The sequence below is a fragment of the Streptomyces sp. NPDC048606 genome, assembly GCF_040650855.1.
In the GTDB taxonomy this organism is placed as follows: Bacteria; Actinomycetota; Actinomycetes; order Streptomycetales; family Streptomycetaceae; genus Streptomyces.
This window is the reverse complement of the sequence record NZ_JBEZIB010000008.1, coordinates 144,077-166,664: the sequence shown is the minus strand read 5'-3', so window position 1 is coordinate 166,664 and position 22,588 is coordinate 144,077. Positions and strand designations below refer to the sequence as shown.

The 22,588-nt window shown below is 73.7% G+C and carries 18 protein-coding genes and 1 riboswitch; of the genes, 5 read left to right on the top strand and 13 right to left on the bottom strand.

The genetic code is table 11. The features are described 5' to 3' along the window. The 4 genes from AB0D01_RS11435 to AB0D01_RS11420 all read left to right on the top strand — a co-directional run bounded on the left by AB0D01_RS11435 (nt 1) and on the right by AB0D01_RS11420 (nt 5,701). The gene (locus AB0D01_RS11435) at nt 1-1,059 is read left to right on the top strand and encodes an amino acid--tRNA ligase-related protein (RefSeq protein ID WP_363054886.1); all 1,059 of its coding nucleotides are present in this window, start codon (nt 1-3) and stop codon (nt 1,057-1,059) included. Between the two features lie 110 nt (nt 1,060-1,169). Further along, the gene (locus tag AB0D01_RS11430; protein WP_363054885.1) at nt 1,170-1,910 is read left to right on the top strand and encodes an alpha/beta fold hydrolase; all 741 of its coding nucleotides are present in this window, start codon (nt 1,170-1,172) and stop codon (nt 1,908-1,910) included. Next, nucleotides 1,907-2,731: a mycofactocin-coupled SDR family oxidoreductase gene (locus tag AB0D01_RS11425; protein WP_363054884.1), complete on the top strand. Its 825-nt coding sequence runs from the start codon at nt 1,907-1,909 to the stop codon at nt 2,729-2,731. The genes AB0D01_RS11430 and AB0D01_RS11425 overlap by 4 nt, the downstream gene beginning before the upstream one ends. Nucleotides 2,732-2,758: 27 nt before the next feature. Further along, entirely contained in the window at nt 2,759-5,701 is a 2,943-nt protein-coding gene (locus AB0D01_RS11420) for an amino acid adenylation domain-containing protein (protein WP_363054883.1), read from the top strand. 122 nt (nt 5,702-5,823) lie between these two features. Here AB0D01_RS11420 and AB0D01_RS11415 read toward each other — a convergent pair whose 3' ends face one another. The 3 genes from AB0D01_RS11415 to AB0D01_RS11405 form a co-directional block, all read right to left on the bottom strand. Next, entirely contained in the window at nt 5,824-7,068 is a 1,245-nt protein-coding gene (locus AB0D01_RS11415) for an MBL fold metallo-hydrolase (RefSeq protein ID WP_363054882.1), read from the bottom strand. Nucleotides 7,069-7,169: 101 nt separating this feature from the next. After that, entirely contained in the window at nt 7,170-7,955 is a 786-nt protein-coding gene (locus AB0D01_RS11410) for an SGNH/GDSL hydrolase family protein (RefSeq protein ID WP_363054881.1), read from the bottom strand. Nucleotides 7,956-8,117: 162 nt separating this feature from the next. Continuing rightward, on the bottom strand, nt 8,118-9,140 hold the full coding sequence (locus AB0D01_RS11405; protein ID WP_363054880.1) for a LysM peptidoglycan-binding domain-containing M23 family metallopeptidase: 1,023 nt from the start codon (nt 9,138-9,140) through the stop codon (nt 8,118-8,120). A 4-nt stretch (nt 9,141-9,144) separates the two neighbouring features. Then, nucleotides 9,145-9,309: riboswitch (cyclic di-AMP (ydaO/yuaA leader) on the bottom strand. 318 nt (nt 9,310-9,627) lie between these two features. Between AB0D01_RS11405 and AB0D01_RS11400 the strand changes: the two genes are divergently transcribed. Further along, nucleotides 9,628-10,446, top strand: coding sequence for a tyrosine-protein phosphatase (locus tag AB0D01_RS11400; protein ID WP_363054879.1), 819 nt, complete (start codon nt 9,628-9,630; stop codon nt 10,444-10,446). A 48-nt stretch (nt 10,447-10,494) separates the two neighbouring features. On the opposite strand, the gene AB0D01_RS11395 is transcribed toward AB0D01_RS11400, so the two are convergent. The 10 genes from AB0D01_RS11395 to AB0D01_RS11350 all read right to left on the bottom strand — a co-directional run bounded on the left by AB0D01_RS11395 (nt 10,495) and on the right by AB0D01_RS11350 (nt 22,534). After that, nucleotides 10,495-11,898: an aspartate aminotransferase family protein gene (locus tag AB0D01_RS11395; RefSeq protein WP_363054878.1), complete on the bottom strand. Its 1,404-nt coding sequence runs from the start codon at nt 11,896-11,898 to the stop codon at nt 10,495-10,497. Then, nucleotides 11,895-12,926, bottom strand: a complete 1,032-nt coding sequence (hpnH, locus tag AB0D01_RS11390) for an adenosyl-hopene transferase HpnH (RefSeq protein WP_363054877.1) — start codon at nt 12,924-12,926, stop codon at nt 11,895-11,897. Before hpnH ends, AB0D01_RS11395 begins: the two co-directional genes overlap by 4 nt. 5 nt (nt 12,927-12,931) lie before the next feature. Then, nucleotides 12,932-13,585: a 1-hydroxy-2-methyl-2-butenyl 4-diphosphate reductase gene (locus AB0D01_RS11385; RefSeq protein ID WP_363054876.1), complete on the bottom strand. Its 654-nt coding sequence runs from the start codon at nt 13,583-13,585 to the stop codon at nt 12,932-12,934. After that, nucleotides 13,582-15,696, bottom strand: coding sequence for a squalene--hopene cyclase (gene shc, locus AB0D01_RS11380; protein ID WP_363054875.1), 2,115 nt, complete (start codon nt 15,694-15,696; stop codon nt 13,582-13,584). Before shc ends, AB0D01_RS11385 begins: the two co-directional genes overlap by 4 nt. Nucleotides 15,697-15,809: 113 nt before the next feature. Continuing rightward, complete coding sequence (locus AB0D01_RS11375; protein WP_363054874.1) at nt 15,810-16,967, bottom strand: polyprenyl synthetase family protein; 1,158 nt, start codon at nt 16,965-16,967, stop codon at nt 15,810-15,812. Next, nucleotides 16,964-18,352, bottom strand: a complete 1,389-nt coding sequence (hpnE, locus tag AB0D01_RS11370; RefSeq protein ID WP_363054873.1) for a hydroxysqualene dehydroxylase HpnE — start codon at nt 18,350-18,352, stop codon at nt 16,964-16,966. The genes AB0D01_RS11375 and hpnE overlap by 4 nt, the downstream gene beginning before the upstream one ends. A gap of 208 nt (nt 18,353-18,560) precedes the next feature. Next, nucleotides 18,561-19,517, bottom strand: coding sequence for a presqualene diphosphate synthase HpnD (gene hpnD / locus AB0D01_RS11365; RefSeq protein WP_363054872.1), 957 nt, complete (start codon nt 19,515-19,517; stop codon nt 18,561-18,563). 8 nt (nt 19,518-19,525) lie between these two features. Then, entirely contained in the window at nt 19,526-20,464 is a 939-nt protein-coding gene (hpnC, locus tag AB0D01_RS11360) for a squalene synthase HpnC (protein ID WP_363054871.1), read from the bottom strand. A 335-nt stretch (nt 20,465-20,799) separates the two neighbouring features. Further along, on the bottom strand, nt 20,800-21,612 hold the full coding sequence (locus tag AB0D01_RS11355) for an ABC transporter ATP-binding protein (protein WP_363054870.1): 813 nt from the start codon (nt 21,610-21,612) through the stop codon (nt 20,800-20,802). Continuing rightward, nucleotides 21,605-22,534, bottom strand: coding sequence for an ABC transporter permease (locus tag AB0D01_RS11350; protein WP_363054869.1), 930 nt, complete (start codon nt 22,532-22,534; stop codon nt 21,605-21,607). Before AB0D01_RS11350 ends, AB0D01_RS11355 begins: the two co-directional genes overlap by 8 nt. Nucleotides 22,535-22,588 lie beyond the last annotated feature (54 nt).

Genomic DNA, 22,588 nt, shown 5'->3' with positions numbered 1-22,588 from the left:
ATGTCGCCGACCACCCCGCTCACCCCGCGCGTCACCCCGCCGCTCACCTACGCGAGCAACGAGCCCGGGGCGTTCGTCCGGGCCCTGCGCTCGCCCTGGTACCAGCTCGTGGCCGACCTCCAGGAGACCCTCCAGTGGACGACCATGGAGTACGCGCGCTCGCAGGGGCTCAAACACCTGTGGCTCCCGATCACGACGCGCACGGTCACCTGCCCCACCGCCCTCGGCAGCGACACCGAGGCCGTCAAGGTCGACGTGGGCGGCGTCGACACCTACCTGGCCGACTCGATGCAGTTCGCCCTGGAGTACGGCTGCCGCCTCTCGCCCGGCGGCTGCTACAGCGTCCTGCCGAGCTTCCGCGGCGAGACCCCCGACGCGACGCACCTGAGCCAGTTCACGCACAGCGAGGCCGAGATCCCCGGCGGGATGGAAGACCTCATCCGCTACGTCGACGGCTACGTCAAGGCCCTCTCCGCGGCCCTGCTCGACCGGCACGGCGAGCAGCTCCTCACCGCGCGCGGCGACGTCTCGCACCTGGAGCGCATGGCCCGTCACACCGCCCCGTTCGAGCGGGTCACCCTGGACGAGGCGATACGGATCCTCGCGGACGAGGACGGCTGCGTCCGCGACGAGGGCGGTTGGCGGACCCTGACCCGCAAGGGCGAGCGCCTGCTGATGGCCAGGGTCAGCGAGTTCGTGTGGGTGCACGACCAGGACACCCTGGCCGTGCCCTTCTACCAGGCCTTCACCCCGGACGACAGCGACCGGGCGCGCTGCGCCGACCTCCTCTTCGGCATGGGCGAGGTCGTCGGCTCCGGCGAGCGCCACGTCGATCCCGGGCTCCTGCGCAAGTCCATGGCGATGCACAACGTCAAGGAGGAGGAGTACGAGTGGTACGTCCGCATGCGTGAGGAGACCCCGATGCTCACCTCCGGGTTCGGCATGGGCTTCGAGCGGTTCCTGATGTGGGTGCTCGGTCACGACGACATCCGCGACCTGCCCCTCGTCTCCCGCGTCGACGAGCCCCTGGCCTGGCCGCCGGCGGTCCTGCGCCCCTGAGGTCCCGCGCCCCCGCGGTGGCCCACGCGTCCCCCACACACCGAACGTGCCGCCCCGGACGCACCCGCGTCCGGGGCGGCGCGTCCCCGCACGAAACGAGACAGCCCGCGATGACGCCCGAGCCCGTACCGCTCCTGTGCCTGCCCTACGCGGGCGCCGGCGCGAGCGTGTTTGCCAAGTGGCACCCCCTGACCCCGCCCGGTGTCCTCCTGGCGCCCCTGCAACTGCCGGGCCGTGAGGAGCGCACCGACGAGGAACCCCTGCGGGAGGTGGCCGAGGCCGTCCGGGCCCTGCTCCCCGCGGCCGAGGCCGCGGCGGCCGGACACCGCCGCGTGGCCCTCTTCGGGCACAGCATGGGCGCCGTGCTCGCCTTCGAACTCGCCCGCGCCCTGGAGGAGCGCACCGAGATCCCGGTCGCCCACGTGTACGTGAGCGGGTCGCCGGGCCCCTTCCACGGTCGCACCGAGAGCGCGGCCGACCTCGACGACGACGCCTTCCTCGCCGCCGTGGAGACCTTCGCGGGCTACCGGCACCCGGTGTGGGAGGTGGCGGAGTTCCGGGAGCTGTTGCTGCCGATGCTGCGCGCGGACGTGGCCATGCACGAGGGCTACCGTCCGCTGTCGCAGGCGCCCGTCGAGGCGCCCGTGACCTGCCTGCGGGGCGACGCGGACGCGTTGGTCGGCGCGGGTGACGCGGCCGAGTGGGGCAAGGTGACCACCGGCGCGTTCACGTACGCGGAGCTGCCGGGCGGCCACATGTACCTGCTGGACGCGCCCGGGGAGCTGCTGCGCCTGATCGCCGCGGACCTCCACCCCGGCGCGGGGGCCCCGACCGGGCGGGAGGCGCGGTGAGGCTGGAGGGCAGGACGGCCGTCGTCACCGGGGCGGGCCGCGGGCTCGGCCGGGCGACCGCCGTGCGCTTCGCCGAGGAGGGCGCGGACCTGGTGCTCCTGGACATCGGCGCGGACATCGCGGGCGTACCGTACCCGCTCGCCGACCGGGACCAGCTGGAGCGGACCGACGAGCTGTGCCGGAAGGCCGGCGCGGCCACCCTGTCCGTGCTCGCGGACGTCCGGGACAGCTCCTCGGTGCGGGACGCGATCGGCACGGCGCTGCGCCGGTTCGGCACCCTCGACGTGCTGGTCAACAACGCCGGCATCGCGGCCCCGTCCGGCAGGCCCGTCCACGAGATCGAGGACGACGAGTGGCAGCTGATGCTGGACGTCGACCTGTCCGGGGCCTGGCGGATGATCCGGGCCGTCGCGCCCGGCATGCTCGCCCGGCGCGGCGGCAGCATCGTCAACGTTTCCTCGACGGCGGGCCTCGTCGGGTACCGGAACTTCGCGGCCTACGTGGCGGCCAAGCACGCGCTGGTCGGACTGACGAAGGCGGCGGCACTCGACTTCGCGCCGCTGCGGGTGCGGGTCAACGCCGTGTGCCCCGGCTCGGTGCGCGACGCCCCCCACGTGGAGGGACGCATGCTGGCCGAGATCGCCCGCAGTCTGGACGTGGACGTCGACGAACACGAGCGGACCTTCGTGACGGCCCAGCCGATGAACGCGCTGATCGAACCCGAGGAGATCGCCAACGCGGCGCTCTGGCTGGCCTGTGACGACTCCCGCCAGGTGACCGGAACGACGTTGACGGTCGACGGCGGGTTCTCCGCCCGATGAGCCCCTCCCGGCCGATGTGGAGATGAGATGACCGAAACGACTCACACGGGTACGGGCGCCGGCTCCGTGCTCGGGGACGCGGCCGAGCACGGCCTCGTCCTGCGCCTGTCCCACGGGGCCCGCATCGACCGGGCCGCGGAGCGGATCGCCCGCGCGGCCTCCTCGGCGCGGCTCGACGAGGTCGGCAGCTACTGGATCACGCGGGCCGGTCTCACCCCGACCGCCTCCGCCCGGGGGCACCGGGAGGCGCTGCGGCCGCTCGGACCCGGGGCCGCCGGCCCGCGCGTGGTCCTGACCCGCCATCCGGACGGCACGGCCGACCTCAGCGTCGTCGCCCGTCGGGGACGGCTGACCGCCGAGGGGCTGCGCGCGGTCGCCCGTACGCTGACGGCCGCCGACGCCGATCCCGACGACCTGCTCGACCTCCTGACGGGGGTCGACGACGGACCCGGGACCGGGGCCGGTACCGACGGCGGAGCCGGAGCCGGGGCCGGCCGGGACGCGCACGACGCGGGTCGGCGTCCGGCCGGCGCGCCCCCGTGGGGCCTGGCCGGCGACACAGGGCCGGGACCGGAGCCCGTCCCGGGCGCGCCGGGGACGGCCGCCGAGGGGCCCGTGCGGCCGGTGGCCGCCGTGGCCGCCGCGGCCCTCGCGCTGAGCCGGTACGAGCGCGCCGCCGCGGTGCGGCTGGCCGTCGTGTCGGACGCGACCTTCGGGGACTTCCCCGAGGCGAAGGTGATCCGGGTCGAGGTCGACGAGGACCTCCCGATCGGGCGGCTGCTCGACCGGGTCGAGGCCCGACTCCGCGCGCCGGGCGAGACGGACAGGGCGGACGGGACGGACAGGGCAGACGGGGCCGGCGGGACGGGCGGCGGCGAAGGCCCCGCGGTCTGCGTGGTCCTGTCGGACCGCCGGCCCGGCCTGACCTACCTGCCGTTCCCGCCCGGCGCCTTCGCGACGGCGCCGGTCTTCGTCCGGGAGGGGGACGGCGTCGTCCTCGACACCTCCACCCGCTCGCCCGAGGCCGTGCACGCGACGGTCGCCGAGGCCTTCGTCCGGCAGGTCGGGCGGCTCGCGTCCGACCTGGACCGGGAGCCGCCCGGGCGGATCGTCGCCGACCTCGCCCTGCTGACCGACGCCGAGGCGCGCGCCGTCGTCGCGTGGGGCGACCACACAGGGCCGGGCCCGGCGGAGGCCCTCGGGATCCCCGCCGCCGTCGAGCGGGCGGCCCGCGACCGGCAGGACGCGATCGCCGTGGACGACGGCGGGCGACGGCTGACCCATCGGGAACTGGACGAGCGGGCCTCGGCCTGGGCCCGCGAACTGGTGCGGAGGGGCGTTTCCCCCGGCGATCTCGTCGGCGTCTGCCTGAAGCGCACCGTCGACCTCGTGGTGGCCCTGCTGGCCGTGCTCAAGAGCGGCGCCGCCTACGTCCCGCTCGACCCGCACTCCCCCGACGAGCGGCTGCGCCACATCGCCGAGGACGCCGGGCTCGCCCTCGTCATCAGCACCGTCTCGACCTTCCCCGCCGGGCCCGGTACCCCGGTGCTCGCGCCGGCGGCCCTGTCGGCGGGTGCGCAGGCGGCGCCGGACGTGGAGCTGCCGGTCGTCGGTCCCGACCACACCGCCTACGTCATCTACACCTCCGGGACCACCGGCCGGCCCAAGGGGGTGGTCGTTCCCCACGGCAACGTCCTCGCCCTGATGGAGGCCACGCGCGGGGAGATGGCCCTCGGCCCCGACGACGTGTGGAGCTTCTTCCACTCGGCGGCCTTCGACTTCTCGGTGTGGGAGATCTGGGGCTGCCTGCTGACGGGGGGCCGGCTCGTCGTCGTACCCCACCTCGTGACGCGTTCGCCCGAGGAGTTCCACGCCCTGCTGGTGCGCGAGGGCGTCACCGTACTGAGTCAGACGCCGTCCGCCTTCGCCGCCCTGCTGGAGCACGACGCGCGGGAGGCGGGCCCGGCGCCGCGGCTCGTCGTCCTCGGCGGCGAGGCCTTCGACCCCCGGATGCTGGGCGGCTGGTTCCGGCGCCATCCGGTCGGCGAGAGCCGTCTGGTCAACATGTACGGGATCACCGAGACCACCGTGCACGTCACCCTCCACGACGTCCTGCCCTGGGCTCCCACGACGCACCTCCACCGCGTGGGGCGCCCCCTCGCCGGCTGGTCCGTCTCCGTCCGGGACGCGCGGGGAAGGCCGCTGCCCCCGGGCGCGCTCGGCGAGATCTGGGTGGGCGGGGCGGGAGTGGCGCGGCGCTACCTCAACCGGCCGGAGCTCACCGCCGAGCGGTTCGTGGTCGACGCCGTGAGCGGCCGCCGGCTGTACCGCAGCGGCGATCTGGGGCGGCTGCGGCTCGACGGCTCCCTCGATCACGCCGGGCGCCTGGACGACCAGGTCAAGATCCGCGGGTTCCGCATCGAGCTGGGGGAGGTGCGCTCCGTGCTGCTGGACGATCCCGATGTCGCGGACGCCGCCGTGATCGTCCTGGGCCGGGAGGACGGTCCGGCCCACGCCCGGCTCGTCGCCTACCTGGTGCCCGCCGACGGGGCGGGGACCACGGCGGACGTCCGCCGTCGCGTCGCGGCCCTGCTGCCCGACTACATGGTGCCGGCGGAGCTGATCGCGCTCCCCGCGCTGCCGTTGACCCTCAACGGCAAGCTGGACCGGGCGGCGCTGCCGCGACGCTCCCCGACCGCCGCCGTACGGGAGGAGGGCGCGGCCCCGGGGCCCGGAGCGGCGACGTCCGAGACCCTGGAGCGGGTCCTCTCCGTGTGGCGCGCCGTCGTCGGGCCGCACACCCGGGCGGACGACCACTTCTTCGAGAACGGCGGCAACTCCCTGCTCGCCGTACGGCTCCTGGGCGCGTTGCGCAAGGCGGGCCTGGGCTCGGTGGCGGTGCGGGACCTCTACGCCCGCCCCACCCCGAGCGGGCTGGCGGCACGCCTCGCCCCGGAGGGTTCCCGGTGACGGGCCGTCGTCCGTCCTGACGTGCGCCCGCCCGGGCCGGGCGGGCGCGCGGCGGCCGACGCTCCCCGGTCCGGGGCGTACGCCGCTCCGGACCGCGTGCGCGCCCCGCTCCGGTGACGGCCCTAGGAGCCGACGGCCTCCGGTTCCCCTCGCCCGGCCGGGCCCGCCCCGGGTCCGGCCGCGGCGACCGGGCCGGCGGACGCCGGGGCCGTGACGGACCGCCCGGCCGCGCCCGCGACGGGCTCCGGCGCGGGGGTGACGCCCGCGACGAAGGGCCGCCACCAGGCCTCGCCCGGGGCGTCGGCCGCCCCGGGCTCGAAGGGCTGTCCCGGGATCGGCAGCGCGACGGCGGCCCCGGCGGCCCCGGCCGCGGCGACGGTGCCCTCCCCGGGCTCGTCCCACGGGTGCGGGGCCAGGTTGAAGGTGCCCCAGTGGATCGGCAGCATCGTGCCGCGCGCGACGCCGCCCTGGAGGTCGAGGTGGGCCCGCATGCCCTCCTCGGGCGTCATGTGGATGTCGGGCCAGTACTCGGAGTAGGCGCCGATCTGGATCATCGTGGCGTCGAAGGGGCCGTGGGCCTCGCCGATCTCCCGGAACCCGGGGAAGTAGCCGGTGTCCCCGCTGTGGAAGATCCGGTGCTCCTCCCCCGCCACGACCCAGGAGGCCCAGAGGGTGAACTGCTGGTTGCGCAGTCCGCGCCCGCAGAAGTGGCGGGCGGGCGTCGCGGTGAGGGTGAGGCCGGCGACCTCGGTGGCCTCGTTCCAGTCCAGTTCCCGCAGGCGGTGCGCCGGGACGCCCCAGCGCTCCAGGTGGGCGCCGACGCCCAGCGGGACGGCGAAGACCGTGTCGGTGCCGGCGAGGGCCTTGATCGTGGGCAGGTCGAGGTGGTCGTAGTGGTCGTGCGAGATGACGACGACGTCGACCTCGCCGAGCGAGGCGAGCGGCACGGGGACGGGGTGCAGCCGCTTGGGGCCCGCGAAGGGGAAGGGCGAGCAGCGCTCGCCCCACACCGGGTCGAACAGGACGCGACGGCCGTCGATCTCCGCGAGGACGCTGGAGTGGCCCATCCAGGTCAGCCGCAGACCGCTCACCGGCGGCTTGGCCAGTTCGGCGAGGGTCGTCGGGTAGACGGGGATCGGCGCTCCGGGGTTGCGCCGGACCCGCTGTTCCTTGTGGAAGTAGATCCGCGCGAACTCGGCCTTCGACCCGGCGGGCCTGACCCGGGTTCCCAGGGGGTTCACGAAGGCCCCGTCGGCGAAGTTCGGCGAGCGCAGGATCCGCTCCAGTCGCGCCCCGGTGGGGTCCGCGCCGAAGGCTTCGGGCCGCAGGGCGCGCAGCCGGGGACGCAGGGGTCGGGAGCCGGTCAAGGCGCCTCCTGGGGAATGTGCGGGTCGGTCTGGTACGGACGTGCTCCGTACTCCGTACCAGACCAACGCGCACCGACGCCGGAGGATTCCGCCCGGGTCGGCTACAGCGGCAGCAGGTCCGGGCGCTTGGCCTCGACGTGGTCGCCGGAGGACTCCCCGCGCAGCCGGCGGCCGATCCACGGGACGAGGTGCTCGCGCGCCCACTGGATGTTGTCCCGGGTGACGTCCACCGAGCCGCGCGGCGGCGTGGGCGGCCAGGGCTGGTCCGGGTCGGCCGGGACCTCGTAGCCGAGGACCTGCGCCGCGCGCAGCGCGACGCGGGTGTGCCCCTCGGGCGAGAGGTGGAGCCGGTCGCCGTCCCAGGCGCGCCGGTCCTGCACGGACCTCAGCGACCAGAGGTCGAGGACGGGGCAGTCGTAGCGGTCGGCGATGGCGCGCACGTGGGCGCTGTACGTGGCCACCTTGCCCCGGAGGTGCTTGAGGACCGGGACGCCCCGGGTGTCGAAGCCGGTGGTGATCATGACCTGGCCGACGGCGCCGGTGAGGTCGGCGACGGCCGCCTCGAAGCGCTCCGCCACGTCGTCGGGGTCGGTGCCGGGCCGGATGATGTCGTTGCCGCCCGCACAGAAGCTGACGAGGTCCGGGGCGAGGGCCTTGGCCCTCGGGACCTGGTCGGCCACGATCTGGTCCAGGAGCTTGCCCCGCACCGCGAGGTTCGCGTACCTGAAGTCGTGCTCGTCACGCCGATCCGCCAGGAGTACGGCGAGCCGGTCCGCCCAGCCGAGATACGAGTCCCCGGGTCCCGGGTCCCCCACGCCTTCGGTGAAGCTGTCCCCGATCGCCGCGTACGAGCCGATGGTCTTGAGTGTCGTCTTCGTCGCTGCCACGGGAACCCATCCTTCACCCCCGAAAGCAACCTACGCCAACGTAATGAGGGGTTGACGGACCGTGATCTATACCACCCGGGGGATAAGGAATAAGTACAGATGGGGCCGGGACCCCCCTCAGGCCCCGGCCCCACGTTCCCCACCGCCCGTCGGCGGTTGTCCTCAGAGGCTGACGCCCTTCGACCGGAGGTAGGTCACCGGGTCGATGTCGGAGCCGTAGGACGGGCCCGTGCGGATCTCGAAGTGCAGGTGCGGGCCGGTCACGTTGCCGGTGGCGCCGGAGAGTCCGATGCGCTGGCCGGCGGTGACGCTCTGGCCGACGGATACGGACAGCGAGGACAGGTGGCCGTACTGGGAGTACTTGCCGTCGGCGTGCCGGATGACGACCTCGTTGCCGTACGAGCCGCCCCAGCCTGCGGAAACGACGGTGCCCGCGCCGACCGCCTTCACGGTGGTGCCGGTGCTCGCGGTGAAGTCGACGCCGGTGTGGTAGCCGGAGGACCACATGCTGCCGCCGAGGCGGTACGGGGTGGTGACGCCGCCGGCGACCGGGGAGACGAAGGCGCCGGCCTTCGCCGGGGCGGCCGGGGCGGCGGGGGCCGCCGGGGCCTTGCCGACGGAGCGCGGGGCCGGGACGGTCTTCTTGACCGGGGCGGGCTTCGGCGCCGGGGCGGCCTCGGGGGTCGCCCCGTCGGCGGCGTCCGCGCCGGAGGAGTCCTCGTCGCCCGCCTGGGTCCCGGTGGAGGAGCCCTGGGTCGGCGCGGCGGGCGCGGTCGACGCCCGCGGGGCGGGGGTCCGGCCGGCCGCGCCGTCGAGGGTGAGCTTCAGGCCGGGGTGGATGAGGGAGGGATCAGAGCCGACGGCCTCGCGGTTGTCGGCGTAGAGCCGCTCCCAGCCGCCGGTGACGTGGCGCTCGGCGGCGATCTTCGAGAGGTGGTCGCCCGGCACGACGGTGTAGACGGTCGGCGCGGCGGCGGGAGCCTCGGCCGGCGCGGCGACGGGGGCCGCCTCGGCCCGCACGGGCGCGGCGGCCGGGGTGTTCGACGTGGCGGCGGGACCGGTGGCGTGGGCGCCGCCGGCTCCGATCAACGGCAGCGCGAGCGCGGCTCCGCCGGTGCCGGCCACCGCGATTCCGCGGGACAGGGAACGGGACTTCGGACGGCGGTGCTTACCCTTTCCGGGCATGGCGAATTCCTCTCCGTCGCCTGCGAGGTGAGCTGTCGGGTTCGGACTGGAGATGTCCGGCCGTATCCGTCGAGGACGTGTACGGCTTCACCCCTAGCCGACCGGATGGGATCCGGTACGGCGGCTTACCTGGTTCCCCCGCTCCTGCCGCGCGCGTCGATGGTCGGGTGCGGTTCCCGGGCGGCGGCAGGATTAGGCGGTCCACCCGGATCGATCGCGAAGGTAATCGAGCGGGACCGTGGCCAACAAGCCGCCGATTCCCCGACGCATTCACGGGGAAGGGGAATCGAGGCAATTCCTGTCACCCTCCGTTTGTTCCGGACCATCAACAACCGCCCCGGCAAGGCAATTCGCATTTCGTGATCAGGCACGCACGGTCACCGTATGATCTGGCTCACGGAGTCCGGCACGATCTCGCCTCCCCCTATGGCAAGTTGGCCCCAACCAGCGTAATTCGGACAACACAGGACTAGATGGAGGAGCACACGTGACCCAGCTGATACCCCCGCCCCTTCCGCCGCGGCCCGAACCGGAGCCGGAGCTGATCGGCGTGCGCAACTTCCGTGACGTGGGCGGGTTGCCCACCGCCGACGGACGGAGGGTCAGGCCGGGACTTCTGTTCCGAAGCGGACATCTCGCGCATGCCACCGAAACCGGTGCAGAGTTCCTCGGCTCCCTCGGCCTCCACACCGTCTTCGACTTCCGCAACCGCGCCGACCACGCCCTGGAAGGGGCGGACGTCGAGCTGCCGGGCGTACGGAACGTGAACATCCCGCTGTCGGATCCCGCCGACGGCCGCGAGTTCTGGAAGATGGTCCGCGAGGGCGATCTGGCGCAGCTGCGCGCGCTCCTGGGCGAGGGGAGGGCCGCCGCCCGCATGGCCGAGTCGTACCGCACCATGGTGCGCACCCGTACCGCCGAGCACAGCCGGGTCGTCCACGCGCTCGCGCACGACAGCGTGCCGGCGCTCATGCACTGCGCGGCGGGCAAGGACCGGGCCGGTCTGTCGATCGCGGTCACCCTGCTGGCGCTCGGGGTCGAGCGCGAGGCCATCGTGGCGGACTACCTGGAGTCGAACGCCCCGCACCGCCGCTACCGGGTGCGCCGCGACGACGAGGCGGAGGCCCGCACCCCCGAGGTGATGGAGCTGCTCTCACCGCTGTTCGACGCGCGCGCCGAGTACCTCCTCGCGGCGTTCGAGGCCATCGACGGCGGGTGGGGCGGTGTAGACCGCTACCTCGCCGAGGGTCTCGCGCTCGCGCCCGAGACCCTGGAGCGACTGCGCGGACGGCTGCTGGAGCCGTAGGACCGCTCCCCCGCGGGGCCGTGCGGGCCCCGCGGGAAGCCGCGGTCGTCAGCGGTTGGCGACGGCCTGTTTGACCAGCGTCCGGCCGAAGTCCCACATCAGCGAGCCGCCGCCGTGGGCCTCGTCCATGACCTCGCGGAAGGCCCCGACGAAGCGGTCCACGTCCCCCTCGTCGACGATCAGCGGCGGAATGAGCTTGATGACCTCCAGGTGGTCGCCGGAGACCTGCGTGAGGATCCGGTGCCGGCTCAGCAGGGGCGCCACGACCATCTGCGCGAACAGACCCTTGCGGGCGGCCTGGAGCATCGTCCAACGGCCGCGCAGCCCCAGCGAGGACGGCCGGCCGAACTCGATGCCGATCATGAGCCCGCGCCCGCGCACCTCGTGCAGCAGCTCGTACTCGTCCACGAGCGCGGCGAGCCGACCGCGCAGCAGGTCGCCGGTGGCGCGGGCGCGGGCGACGATCCCCTCGTCCTCCATGACGGACAGGACCGCGAGGCCGGCGGCCATCGCCTGCGCGTTGGAACCGAAGCTCGCCGAGTGCACGAGCACCCGGTCCATGGAGGAGTAGACGCGCCGGAAGATCCAGTCCTTGCCGAGGGTGGCGCCGATCGGCACGTACCCGCCGGAGAGGGCCTTGGCCACGCACACGAGGTCCGGTTCCACGCCCGGCTCGTGCTGGTACGCGTAGAAGTCGCCGGTGCGCCCGAGGCCGGTCTGCACCTCGTCGGCGATCAGCAGGGCCTTGTGCCGGTGGAGCATCTCCTGCGCGGCGAGCAGGAACCCCGGCGGGGCCGCGTGCACCCCCTTGCCCTGGACGGGTTCGACGATGAGCGCGGCCACGTCCCCGCGGGCCAGCTCCCGCTCCAGGGCCGTGAGGTCGCCGAGGGCGATCCTCGTGTCCGGGAGCAGCGGGGCGAAGCCGTCGCGGAAGCCGGCCTCGCCGTTGACGGACAGGGAGCCGGTGGTGAGCCCGTGGAAGGCGTGGTCGCAGTAGAGGACCCTGGGGCGGCCGGTGGCGTACCGGGCGAACTTCAGGGCGGTCTCCACGGCCTCGGTGCCGCTGTTGCCGAAGAAGACCCGGTCCAGGTGGGGGCTGTGCGCGAGGAGCCGCTCGGCCAGCAGTCCGGGCAGCGGCGGGCAGTCGAAGCGGGTGAGGTCGGCGAGGCCGGCGTCGAGGACGTCGTGCAGGGCGCGGCGGACCACCGGGTGGTGGCGGCCCAGGCCCATCACCCCGAATCCGGCCAGCATGTCGAGGTAGTCGTTGCCCTCGGCGTCGAAGAAGTGCGCGCCCTCGGCCCGCGTGTAGACCTTGTCGAAGCCGATGGTGTGCAGCATCCGGGGCAGCTGGGGGTTGAGGTGGCGGGCGTGCAGCTCGTAGCGTTCCCCGCCGCGCTCGGCCAGCAGCGCGGCGAGGTCGAAGCCGCCGGCTCCGCCCTGCGCGGCCGTCATGACGAGGCTTCCCGGTTGCCTCCGATGGTCTCGCGGGCCGCGCGCAGGGACTCCTTGAGGGACCCCATGGTGGCGAGGACGGCGGTGGGTTCGTAGCCGCAGTGCGCCATGCAGTTGGCGCAGCGCGGGTCCTTGCCGCGGCCGTACTTGCTCCAGTCGGTGTCCTCGATGAGTTCCCGGTAGGTGGGGACGTACCCGTCGCTCATCAGGTAGCAGGGGCGTTGCCAGCCGAAGAGCGAGTAATTCGGAATGGCCCAGGCGGTGCAGGGGAAATCCGCCTTGCCTTCCAGGAAGTCGAGGAAGAGCGGGGAGTGGTTGAGGCGCCAGCGGCGCCGGTTTCCGCCGGCGAAGGCCTTCCTGAACAGTTCGCGGGTCTGTTCGACGCCGAGGAAGTGTTCCTGGTCGGGGGCCTTTTCGTAGGCGTAGGCGGGCGAGATCATCATCTCGTCGACGCGGAGGTCGTCATTGAGGTAGTTGAGGACCTCGATGATGGTCTGGGGGGTGTCGGTGTTGAAGAAGGTGGAGTTCGTGGTGACCCGGAATCCGCGCCGCTTCGCCTCCTTGATGGCGGCGACCGCCTCGTCGAAGACGCCTTCCTTGGCCACCGATTCGTCGTGGCGTTCGCGCAGTCCGTCGATGTGGACGGCGAAGGCGAAATACGGGGAAGGGGTGAACTTCTCGATCTTCTTGCGGAGCAGCATGGCGTTCGTGCAGAGGAAGACGTACTTCCGCTTGGCCACCAGCTGGCGCACGATCTCGTGGATCTGGGGGTGCATCAGGGGCTCGCCGCCCGCGATGGACACCATCGGCGCGCCGGACTCCAGGACGGCGCCGACCGCCTGGGCCACGGGCATGCGCTGCTTGAGCACTCCGGCGGGGTGCTGGATCTTCCCGCACCCCTCGCACGCGAGATTGCAGGCGTAGAGCGGCTCCAGTTCGACGATCAACGGGAACTTCTCACGCTTGCGGACCTTCTGTTCGAGCAGATAGGTCCCGACCCTGATGGACTGTCGCAGTGGCATGGCCATCTGGCTCACCTCCTGGGGAGCAGCAACGAACGGTGCCAGTCATAAAAAGCAGGCAGTACGGCACGCAACACACGGAAGGCCGATATTCCACCGCGAACCGTGCCGATACGGACGAGCTCGTGCTCCGGAGCGTCCACGATCACCCGGACGGCCGCAACCGGGCGGGCGCCGCCCCGGGTGGCGGTCCACAGGGTCGCGGCGGACTCCATGTCGACGGCGAGGGCGCCGCCGGCGCGCAGCCGGTCGCGCTCCTGGCCCCGCACGACGTGGTCGGAGCCGATCAGGACGCCGGTGTGCACGGTGCGCCCGGGTGCGGCGCGGGCCAGGGCCTCGGCCAACAGGGCGGTGCCCGTGCAGGTCACGGAGCCGCGCGGGTCGCGCACCGTCTCCGCGACGACCAGGTCGCCCGGGTGCGTGCCGGGCACCAGGCCCGCGCAGAACCCGGTCGCGAGGACGGCGGCCCCCTCCATCCCGGGGCGCCCCAGGGCCTCGGTGACGGCCCGCTCGGCCGCGCGCGGGCCCATCCCGGTCCGCAGGACGGACGCGGCGGGCCGGCCCGCCTCGCGGGCGACGCGGGCGGCGCCGCGCAACGCCGTCCGCTCGATGCGCAGCGCGCAGGCGATCAGGAGCGGGGCCGGGGAGCCGGCCTCCCCGGTCATCCGGCCTCCTCGGTCGCGCCCGCGGTCGCGGACGGGGGCGGGGTGGCGGACGGGGCCGGGGGCGGGGTGGCGGACGCGGACGGGGCGGGGGCGCCGCGCCGACCTCCGGGGCCGAAGGGTTCCCCGTACAGGTAGCGGCCGAGCGCGGTGAGCGGGAACACCTGGCGGTAGAGGTGGTAGTTGATGGAGAAGTCCCACGGGAAGCCGGTCCCGGTGAAGTACGGCTCGTCCCAGGTGCCGTCGGCCCGCTGGGTGTCCACCAGGTGGGCGAGGCCGCGTTCGACGGCCTCGCCGTCCCGCTCCCCCGCCGACAGCAGGGCCATCAGCGCCCAGGCGGTCTGCGAGGGGGTGGAGGCGCCCTTCCCGGCCCAGGCGCGGTCCCGGTACGAGCGCTGGTCCTCGCCCCAGCCGCCGTCCTCGTTCTGTACGGATTCCAACCAGCGCACGGCCCGCCGGATCGCGGGGTGGGAGGGGGCGATGCCGGCGGTGGTCAGCGCCGGGAGCACCGAGCCGACCCCGTAGACGTAGTTGGTGCCCCAGCGCCCGAACCAGCAGCCGTCGGGCTCCTGTTCGGCGAGGAGCCAGTCGATGCCGCGACGGGTGCGGGGGTCGGCGGCCCGGCCCTCGACGGCGAGCATCTCCACGACGTGGGCGGTGACGTCGGCCGAGGGCGGGTCGATGACCTCCCCGAAGTCGCAGAAGGGCAGCCGGTTGGGCAGGGTGGAGGTGTTGTCGGCGTCGAAGGCGCCCCAGGCGCCGTTGCGCGACTGCATCCCGAGGTTCCAGGACACCCCGCGCGCGATGGCCGCCTCGATCCGGGCCGGTTCGGGATGGCGGACGCGGCGCAGCGCGAGGACCACCTCGGCGGTGTCGTCGATGTCGGGGTAGTTGTCGTTGTGGAACTCGAACGCCCAGCCGCCCGGTTCGAGCCCGGGCCGGCGCACGGCCCAGTCCCCGCTCTTGCGGATCTCCTCGCCGAGCATCCAGTCGGCCGCCGCGACCAGGGCCGGGTGGTCGGGCTCCAGGCCCGCGTCGGCGAGGGCGATGGCGGCCAGGCAGGTATCCCACACCGGGGACTGGCAGGCCTCGATCATCCGGGCGCCGTCCTCGCGCCAGACGGCGAACCGGTCGAGCGAGGTCAGGCCGGCCCGCATCACGGGGTGGTCCAGGGCGTAGCCGAGCAGGTGCAGGGCGATGACGGAGTACACGGCGGGCGGCTGGATCCCGCCCCAGCAGCCGTCGTTCTCCTGGCGCTCGATGATCCAGCGGGCGGCGGTGGCCATGGCGGCCTCGCGCAGCCGGCGGGGGGCCACCCGGCGGTACAGGTGCAGGAGCCGGTCCATGCGCTGGAAGGCCCCGTCCCAACTGGTCGCGCTCGCCAGGGGTTTGTCCGGGAAGGGCGTACGGGCGTCGGTGTGCAGCTCGTCCAGGGCGAAGGGGGCGGGGCGCACCGGCCGCAGCGCGGAGACCACGGTGAGCGGGACGATGGTCTGACGGGCCCAGCAGCCGAAGTCGTAGATGTTCAGCGGCACCCAGGGGGGCAGGAAGACCAGTTCGGGAGGGAGTTCGGGCAGGTGGTCCCAGCTCCACCAGCCGAACAGGGCGAGCCAGATCCGGGTGAAGACGCGGGCGCCGGCGATCCCTCCGTGGGCCCTGATCCAGGCCGAGGAGCGGGCCATGTGCGGGGCGTCGGGCGGATCGCCGGCCAGGCGCAGGGCCACGTACGCCTCGATGGTGGCCGAGAGTTCCGGCGGACCTCCGTGGAAGGTGGCCCAGGTGCCGTCCTCGCGCTGTTCGCCCCGGATGAAGAGGGCGGCGGCGGCCGTGGTCGCCTCGTCGCGGATGCCGAGGAACTGCCGCAGCAGCAGGTCCTCGGCGTCCATGGTGACGTTGGTCTGGAGGTCGCCCTTCCACCAGCCGGCCGGGTCCTGGCGGGCCAGGAGGTCACGGACGGCGCGCGCAGTGGCCTCCTGGACGGCGCCGCGCAGATCGGCGCCGGCGCCCGGGGCGGCCGGCGCGGGCCGTCGGGCCCGCGCCCTGGCCGCGGTGCGGGCGTCGTGCGGATCGGCGCCGCCGGCCACCGCGCCGCCGCCGTCGGTCATCGCTGTCATGGCTTCCCCTTAGAACAGTGTCCTCTGCTGTGCTGGGGTCCGCCGTCGACCGGTCCGCCCGTCAGGCGGCGCCGGTCGGCGACTCGCGATTCATATCCACTTTCGGGCCGAGATCACCTCTTGCGCACGACGACGAAGTCGGCGAGGGCGACGAGCTGCTCGCGCACCCGCTGGGGCATGTCCACGTCGTCCAGGGCGCGGATGGCGATCGCGTGCTGGCGGCGGGCCTCGTCGGCGGTCCACCGACGGCCGCCGGCCGCCTCGATGAGCGCGGCCCGGTGGGCGAACTCCTCCTCGGAGAAGTTCTCGAAGTCGTTGCTCTTGGCGTCGGCCGCGAGCAGCTTCGCGAGCTCCTCGCACGCCGGTCCGCCCGCCGCGAGGGCGGCGACGACGGGCAGGGACTTCTTGCGCTGGCGCAGGTCGCTCCAGGTCTGCTTGCCGGTGGACTCCGGGTCGCCCCAGATGCCGAGGAGGTCGTCGACGGCCTGGAAGGCGAGGCCGAGGTGGTAGCCGTACTCCTCCAGCTTGTCGGCCGTGCGGTCGTCCGCGCCGCCGAGCACCGCGCCGATGGACACGGCGCACGCGAGCAGGGCTCCGGTCTTGTTCCCCTCCATCTCCAGGCATTCCTCGACGCTGACGCGCTCGCGGTGCTCGTAGGAGATGTCCTGGGCCTGGCCGTCGATCAGCTTGCGGCTGGCGGTGGTCAGCCGGCGGGTGGCGCGACCGGCCTCCGCGGTGCCGAGTTCCAGCAGCACCTCGTTGGCGAGGGCGAACAGGGCGTCGCCGACGAGGATGGCCAGCGCCGGGCCGTGCACCTTCCACACGGTGTCGCGGTGGCGGCGCTGCTCGTCGCCGTCCATCAGGTCGTCGTGCAGCAGCGAGAAGTTGTGGACGAGCTCCACGGCGACGGCGCCGGGGATGCCGACCTCGGCCGCCGCGCCCGCCGCCTCGGCGGAGAGCAGGGCGAGGGCGGGGCGTACGGCCTTGCCGCCGTCGCCGTCCGCCGGGTTGCCCTGGGCGTCGATCCAGCCGAAGTGGTAGGCGGCGACGGTGTCCATCGGCGCCGCGAGCCGGTCCACTGCGGCGCGGAGCACGGGCGTCGACAGCGTGCGGCCGCGTTCCAGGAGGGCGAGGGTGTCCGCCTTCTCCGCGCCGGCCGTGCCCACACTGGCAGCCGTGTTCTCGACAGCCGGGTTCCCGGGGTTCACTGGCTCTCCTCTGGTTCCTGTACGTGCTGTGCCGGTCGTGCTGGTGGTCGTGGTCGTCGTCATACCGCCTCCTGCAGAGGGTGTTCGCGGGGACGGCCGAGGGCGGCGAGCGCGGCGTGGGCCGCGTCCAGACCGCTGCGGACGGCGCCTTCCATGGTCGCGGGCCAACCGGTGGCGGTCCACGCACCGGCCAGGTACAGCCCCGGCGTGTCGGTCCGCGTGCCCGGGCGCAGCCGGCCGACGCCGGGGGTCGGGGCGAAGGTGGCGGTGCGTTCGCGGGTGACGAAGAAGTCCCGTACCTTCGCGCCGCGCGCGGCCGGCAGCAGCCGTTCCAGCTCGGGGAGGTACTTGGCGCGCAGGACGGAGACGGGTTCGTCGATGTCCTCCTGGGCGGCGGACTGGGACAGGGCCAGGTACTGGCCGCCGTCGGTGAGGCCGGAGGAGTCGGTGCGGTCGAAGACCCATTGGACGGGGGTGCCGAGCGCGGCGAAGAACGGCTGCCGCAGGACCTTGCGGTCGTAGACCACGTGGACGTTGAGGATGGGGGCGGTGCCGATGTCGAGGAGCCGGTCGGGGTCGGCGAGCGCCCCTTCGGGCAGCAGGCCGTGCGCCTCGCGCTGCGGGACGGCGAGGACCACGGTGTCGGCGTCCAGGGGCCCGTCCTCGGTGTCGACCCGCCAACCCCCCTCGTCCGTGCGGGACAGGGCGGTGACGCGGGCGCGCAGGGTCGTGGTGACGCCGGCGGCGTCGAGGGCCTTGCGGGCGAGGGTGTCGTGGAGTTCGCCGAGCGGTACGCGGGCCCAGCCGATGTCGGAGGCGCCGTTCTCGGAGAGCAGGCCGGTCTTGAAGACCATGGCGGCCAGGCCCAGCGAGCACTGGTCGGCGGTGGCGTTGAGGGTGGCGACGCCGACGAGGTCCCACAGCGCCTCGACGGTGCGCGGGCTCTGGCCTTGGCGGCCCAGCCAGGTGGCGAAGTCGAGTCCGTCGAGCGCCGGGTCGGCGGGGTCGAGGCGGCGCAGCGCGAGGGCCGCGCGCCCGACGCCGACGCGCTCGGCGAGGGACAGGTGCGGGTAGCGGGCCAGGGAGGCGGCCAGGTGCAGGGGGACGGGCAGCGCGCTGCGGCGCAGCCGGCCCAGGCGCGGACGGCCGGGGTGGGCGACGTCGAGGACCGGTACGTCGAGGCGGTCCTGGATCGGGGCGAGGGCGGCGCCGTCGACGCGGTCCAGGAACCAGCGGTAGGCGGTGCAGCAACGCAGGTAGACGTGCTGGCCGTTGTCGACGGTGAGGTCGCCGCGCTTGAAGGAGAACGCCAGGCCGCCCAGGCGCGGGCGGCCTTCGAGGAGGGTCACCCGCACTCCGGCGTCGGCGAGTTCCAGCGCGGCGGTGACGCCCGCGAGGCCGCCGCCGACGACGACGGCGCGGCGCTCGCCGCGGTCGGTGCCGCTCATGGTCCCTCCCCCGTGGTGTGGTGTCCGGTCGCCGGCGTGCGGAGGTCCGACGCGGCGGTGGTCGTGGCCGGCCGTCGGCCCGTCGCCCGGGGTGAAGACGCGGTGTGCGCCGCGGTGGTTGCCCGGCCGCGACCTGCGGGGCGCCGGCCGGTCGCCGGGCCGTGCGGGTGCGCGGCCGGTCGCGGGCCGCGGAGCGCGGTCCGGGCCATCAGGCGCGCCTGCGGGCGCTCTGGCGGGAGATGGTCCGGGCGTCGAGTCCGGACAGTCCGCGCACGGCCACGTACGCCTTCTCGTGCGGCGGCAGCGAGACGCGGCCGCGCAGGACGGCCTCGGGTTCGCGTTCGATGCGGTCGAGCAGGCGTCGGTAGATGCCGGCCATCGCGGCGACGCAGGCACCGCTGCGCCGGTCGAGCAGCGGCAGCAGCCGGTAGCCCTCGACGAACAGGGCGCGGGCGCGGCGGACCTCGTGGTGGACGAGTCCGGCGAAGTCCGAGCCGGCGGGGGCCCGGCCGGAGCCGAACCCCTCCGAGCAGCCGAACTTGGCGAGGTCCTCGGCGGGCAGGTAGGTGCGGCCATTGGCCGCGTCCTCGGAGACGTCCCTGAGGATGTTGGTGAGTTGCAGGGCGAGGCCGAGGGTGTCGGCGTACTCGTCGGCGCGGGCGGCGTCGGCGCCGAGGGTGCCGGCGCGCGCGGCGCCGAACACGCCGAGCGAGAGCCGGCCGATGGCGCCGGCCACGCAGCGGCAGTAGACCTTGAGGTCGTCCCAGGTCTCGTACTCCTGGCCGCGGACGTCCATCAGGACGCCGTCGATGAGTTCGTCGAGGCCGCCGAGGGGGATCGGGAAGCGTCGCGCGGCGTGCGCGAGGGCGACGGCGACCGGGTCGGTGTCGTCCTCCTCGATCTCCTCCGCCCGGATCCGGCCGAGCAGGGCGCGGGTCTCCTCCAGTCGGACCAGCTTCGCCTCGGGGGCGAGGGTGCCGTCGCCGATGTCGTCGACGCGCCGCGAAAAGGCGTACAGCGCGGACATGGCCTGCCGCTTGTCGGTGGGCAGCAGCCGGATGCCGTACGCGAAGTTGCGCGCCTGCGTGCCGGTGACGGCCTCGCAGTAGCTGTAGGCGGCGAGGACCGGAGCGGACGGTGCGGACACGTGTGTGGGGCCCTCCACGGTCGGGCTCACCCCTTTCTCGGCGCTGTGCGCAGGACGGCGGCCACCTCGCGGAGCAGACCGCTCCGGGTGGGCTTGGGCGGGCCGGGAAGTACGTCGAAGCCGGCGGCCGTGACGGCCCCCAGGGCGGCCCGTCCCCCGCCGACGAAACCGGCGAGCAGCAGGCGCAGGCGCCCGTGCACGCTGCCGACGAGGGGGGTGCCCTCGTCCAGCAGGGCGCGGGCGCGCGCGGCCTCGAAGGCGACGAGGGAGCGTACGGAGGCGCCGGCGGTCGGGGCCGCGAGGTCGTTCTCGGTGACGTGGAAGCGGCGCATGTCCTCGGCCGGGAGGTAGATCCGGTCCCGGGCGAGGTCCTCGGCGACGTCCTGGAGGTGCTCGGCGATCTGCAGCGCGGTGCAGACGGCGTCGGAGCGGCGGATTCGCTCGGGGGTGGAGGTGCCGGTGAGGGAGAGCACGAGACGACCGACGGGGTTGGCGGACAGCTCGCAGTAGGCGAGGAGGTCGCCGTAGGTCTCGTAACGCGTGACGCGCTGGTCGAGGCGGTTGGCCTCGATGAGCGCGAGGAAGGGCTCCGGGGTCAGGCCGTGTTCGCGGACGACGGGCACGAGCGCCGCCGGCAGGGGGTGGCGCGGGGGGCCGTCGGGGGCGCCGAAGACGCGCCGCAGGTCGGCTTCGAGGGCGTCGAGCATGGCGGGGCGGTCGCCCGCGGCGGCCGGGTCCAGGCCGAGCAGGACGGCGTCGTGGCCGCCGGGGGCGAGGTCGCCGTCGCCGATGTCGTCGACGAGGCGGGCGTACCCGTAGACGGCCATGAGGCCGCGGCGCCAGGCGCGCGGCAGGAAGGCGGGGGCCACGGGGAAGTTCTCCGAGGTCGCCTTGGCGAGGGTGGCGCGCGCGGGGGGTTCCCGGTCCGTGTCCGGATGGGGACGGAGGCCGTGCTCGGGGGTCACCGCCCGCCGCCCGGGGCGGGGACGGCCACCGTGCCTGGGGGCCGGAGAATTCCCGTAGCCATTGCCGTCACGTCTCCCGTTCTACACTGCCGACCCAAGTCATCCCATTTCGGACACGCCGCCGGACCTTACCGGGGAGTACCCGACGGGATTCCGGCCGCGGGGAATCGTCCCCTCTTGGCGCGATTGAGAACTGGTCCAGCTTACGCTGTACAACACCGCGCGGGCCTATCGGGGCCCGCGGCGCCCCGGAATGTCGCCGCCGCACGACGGGGCCCCCGCCGCGGACAGCGGCGGGGGCCTCGTTCACGGGGGAGCCGGCGCGCGGCCCGCCGTCAGTGGCTGGTGGCCTTCTCGTACGCGGAGACCACTTCCTCGGTCGGCCCGTCCATCAACAGCTCGCCCTTTTCCAGCCACAGCACGCGGCTGCAGGTGTCGCGGATCGAGTTGTTGTTGTGGCTCACCAGGAAGACCGTGCCGGCCTTCTCCCGCAGCTCGCGGATGCGCGCCTCGGAGCGCACCTGGAACTTGCGGTCACCGGTGGCGAGCGCCTCGTCGATCATCAGGACGTCGTGGTCCTTGGCGGCGGCGATCGAGAAGCGCAGGCGCGCGGCCATGCCGGAGGAGTAGGTGCGCATCGGCAGGGAGATGAAGTCGCCCTTCTCGTTGATGCCGGAGAAGTCGACGATGTCCTGGTAGCGCTCCTTGATCTGCTCGCGGGTCATGCCCATCGCGAGACCGCCGAGGACCACGTTGCGCTCGCCGGTGAGGTCGTTCATCAGCGCCGCGTTCACGCCCAGCAGGGACGGCTGGCCGTCGGTGTAGACCTTGCCGGACTCGCAGGGCAGCAGGCCCGCGATGGCGCGCAGCAGGGTCGACTTGCCGGAACCGTTGGAGCCGATGAGGCCGATGGCCTCGCCCCGGTACGCGGTGAAGGAGACCCCGCGCACGGCGTGCACGCGGCGCACGCCCGGGGCGTCGCCCTTGCCGCGGCGGAGTATCTTGCTCAGCGCCGCGGTGGCGCTGCCCTTGCCGGAGCTGCCGGTGTTCACGCGGTAGACGATGTGGACCTCGTCCGCGATGACGGTCGGCACCCGGCTCGCCGGGACCCCGGCCTTGTTCTTGCCCGCTTCGGTGATGTCAGCCACGGCCGTAACGCTCCTCAGCCTTCCAGAAGTACACGAAGCCGCCGAGGCCGATCAGGACCGCCCAGCCGATCGCGAAGCCCCACACGTGCGGCGGCAGGTTCTCCCGCCCGTAGTCCTCGATCAGCGCGAAGCGGACCAGGTCCATGTAGATCGCGGCGGGGTTCCACTGGAGCACGTCCGCGATCCACTGCGGCTTGTCCTTCAGCATCTCGTTGATCGAGAACATGACGCCGGAGGCGTACATCCAGGTACGCGTCAGGAAGGGCATCAGCTGCGCGAGGTCGGGGGTCTTGGACCCCATGCGCGCGAAGATCAGGGCGAGGCCGGTGTTGAAGACGAACTGGAGGACCAGCGCCGGCAGCACCAGCAGCCAGGACAGCTGCGGGTAGTTCCCGAAGGCGACGGCGACCACGAGCACGACGATCATCGAGTACATCAGCTGCTGGAGCTGCTGCATGGAGAACGAGATCGGCAGCGAGGCGCGCGGGAAGTGCAGCGCGCGCACCAGACCCAGGTTGGTCGGGATCGCCCGGACGCCCGCCATCAGCGAGTTCTGGGTGAAGGTGAAGACGAAGATGCCCATCACCAGGAAGGGGATGTACACCCCCTTCTCCATGCCCCGGCCGGCGTCCAGGATGAGGCCGAAGATCAGGTAGTAGACCAGCGCGTTCAGCAGCGGGGTCGCCACCTGCCAGATCTGGCCGAGCTTGGCCTGGCTGTACTGGGCCACCAGCTTGGCCCGGGAGAAGGCCATGATGAAGTGGCGTCGGCCCCACAGCTGCCGTACGTATCCGCCCAGGCTGGGCCGCGCGCCGCTGACGGACAGGCCGTACTTCCCGGCGAGCTCCGCAGGGGTCAGGCCCGCGTCGTCGGACGGCGGCCTGCTCGTGGCGAGGGCGCCGTCGTGGGTTGTGTCACTCACAAGTTGAAACTTTCCGTCTTCAAGATGCGGCAGGGGCATCGGGGCTGGAGCGCC

What these genes read in the sequence shown, in the direction of transcription:
- AB0D01_RS11430 (WP_363054885.1), top strand. Translation starts at nt 1,170, where the DNA reads ATGACGCCCGAGCCCGTACCGCTCCTGTGCCTGCCCTACGCGGGCGCC.
- hpnH (WP_363054877.1), bottom strand. Translation starts at nt 12,926, where the DNA reads ATGGCCATGCCACTGCGACAGTCCATCAGGGTCGGGACCTATCTGCTC.
- AB0D01_RS11375 (WP_363054874.1), bottom strand. Translation starts at nt 16,967, where the DNA reads ATGACGACGACCACGACCACCAGCACGACCGGCACAGCACGTACAGGA.
- AB0D01_RS11420 (WP_363054883.1), top strand. Translation starts at nt 2,759, where the DNA reads ATGACCGAAACGACTCACACGGGTACGGGCGCCGGCTCCGTGCTCGGG.
- AB0D01_RS11405 (WP_363054880.1), bottom strand. Translation starts at nt 9,140, where the DNA reads ATGCCCGGAAAGGGTAAGCACCGCCGTCCGAAGTCCCGTTCCCTGTCC.
- AB0D01_RS11435 (WP_363054886.1), top strand. Translation starts at nt 1, where the DNA reads ATGTCGCCGACCACCCCGCTCACCCCGCGCGTCACCCCGCCGCTCACC.
- shc (WP_363054875.1), bottom strand. Translation starts at nt 15,696, where the DNA reads ATGACAGCGATGACCGACGGCGGCGGCGCGGTGGCCGGCGGCGCCGAT.
- AB0D01_RS11385 (WP_363054876.1), bottom strand. Translation starts at nt 13,585, where the DNA reads ATGACCGGGGAGGCCGGCTCCCCGGCCCCGCTCCTGATCGCCTGCGCG.
- hpnE (WP_363054873.1), bottom strand. Translation starts at nt 18,352, where the DNA reads ATGAGCGGCACCGACCGCGGCGAGCGCCGCGCCGTCGTCGTCGGCGGC.
- AB0D01_RS11395 (WP_363054878.1), bottom strand. Translation starts at nt 11,898, where the DNA reads ATGACGGCCGCGCAGGGCGGAGCCGGCGGCTTCGACCTCGCCGCGCTG.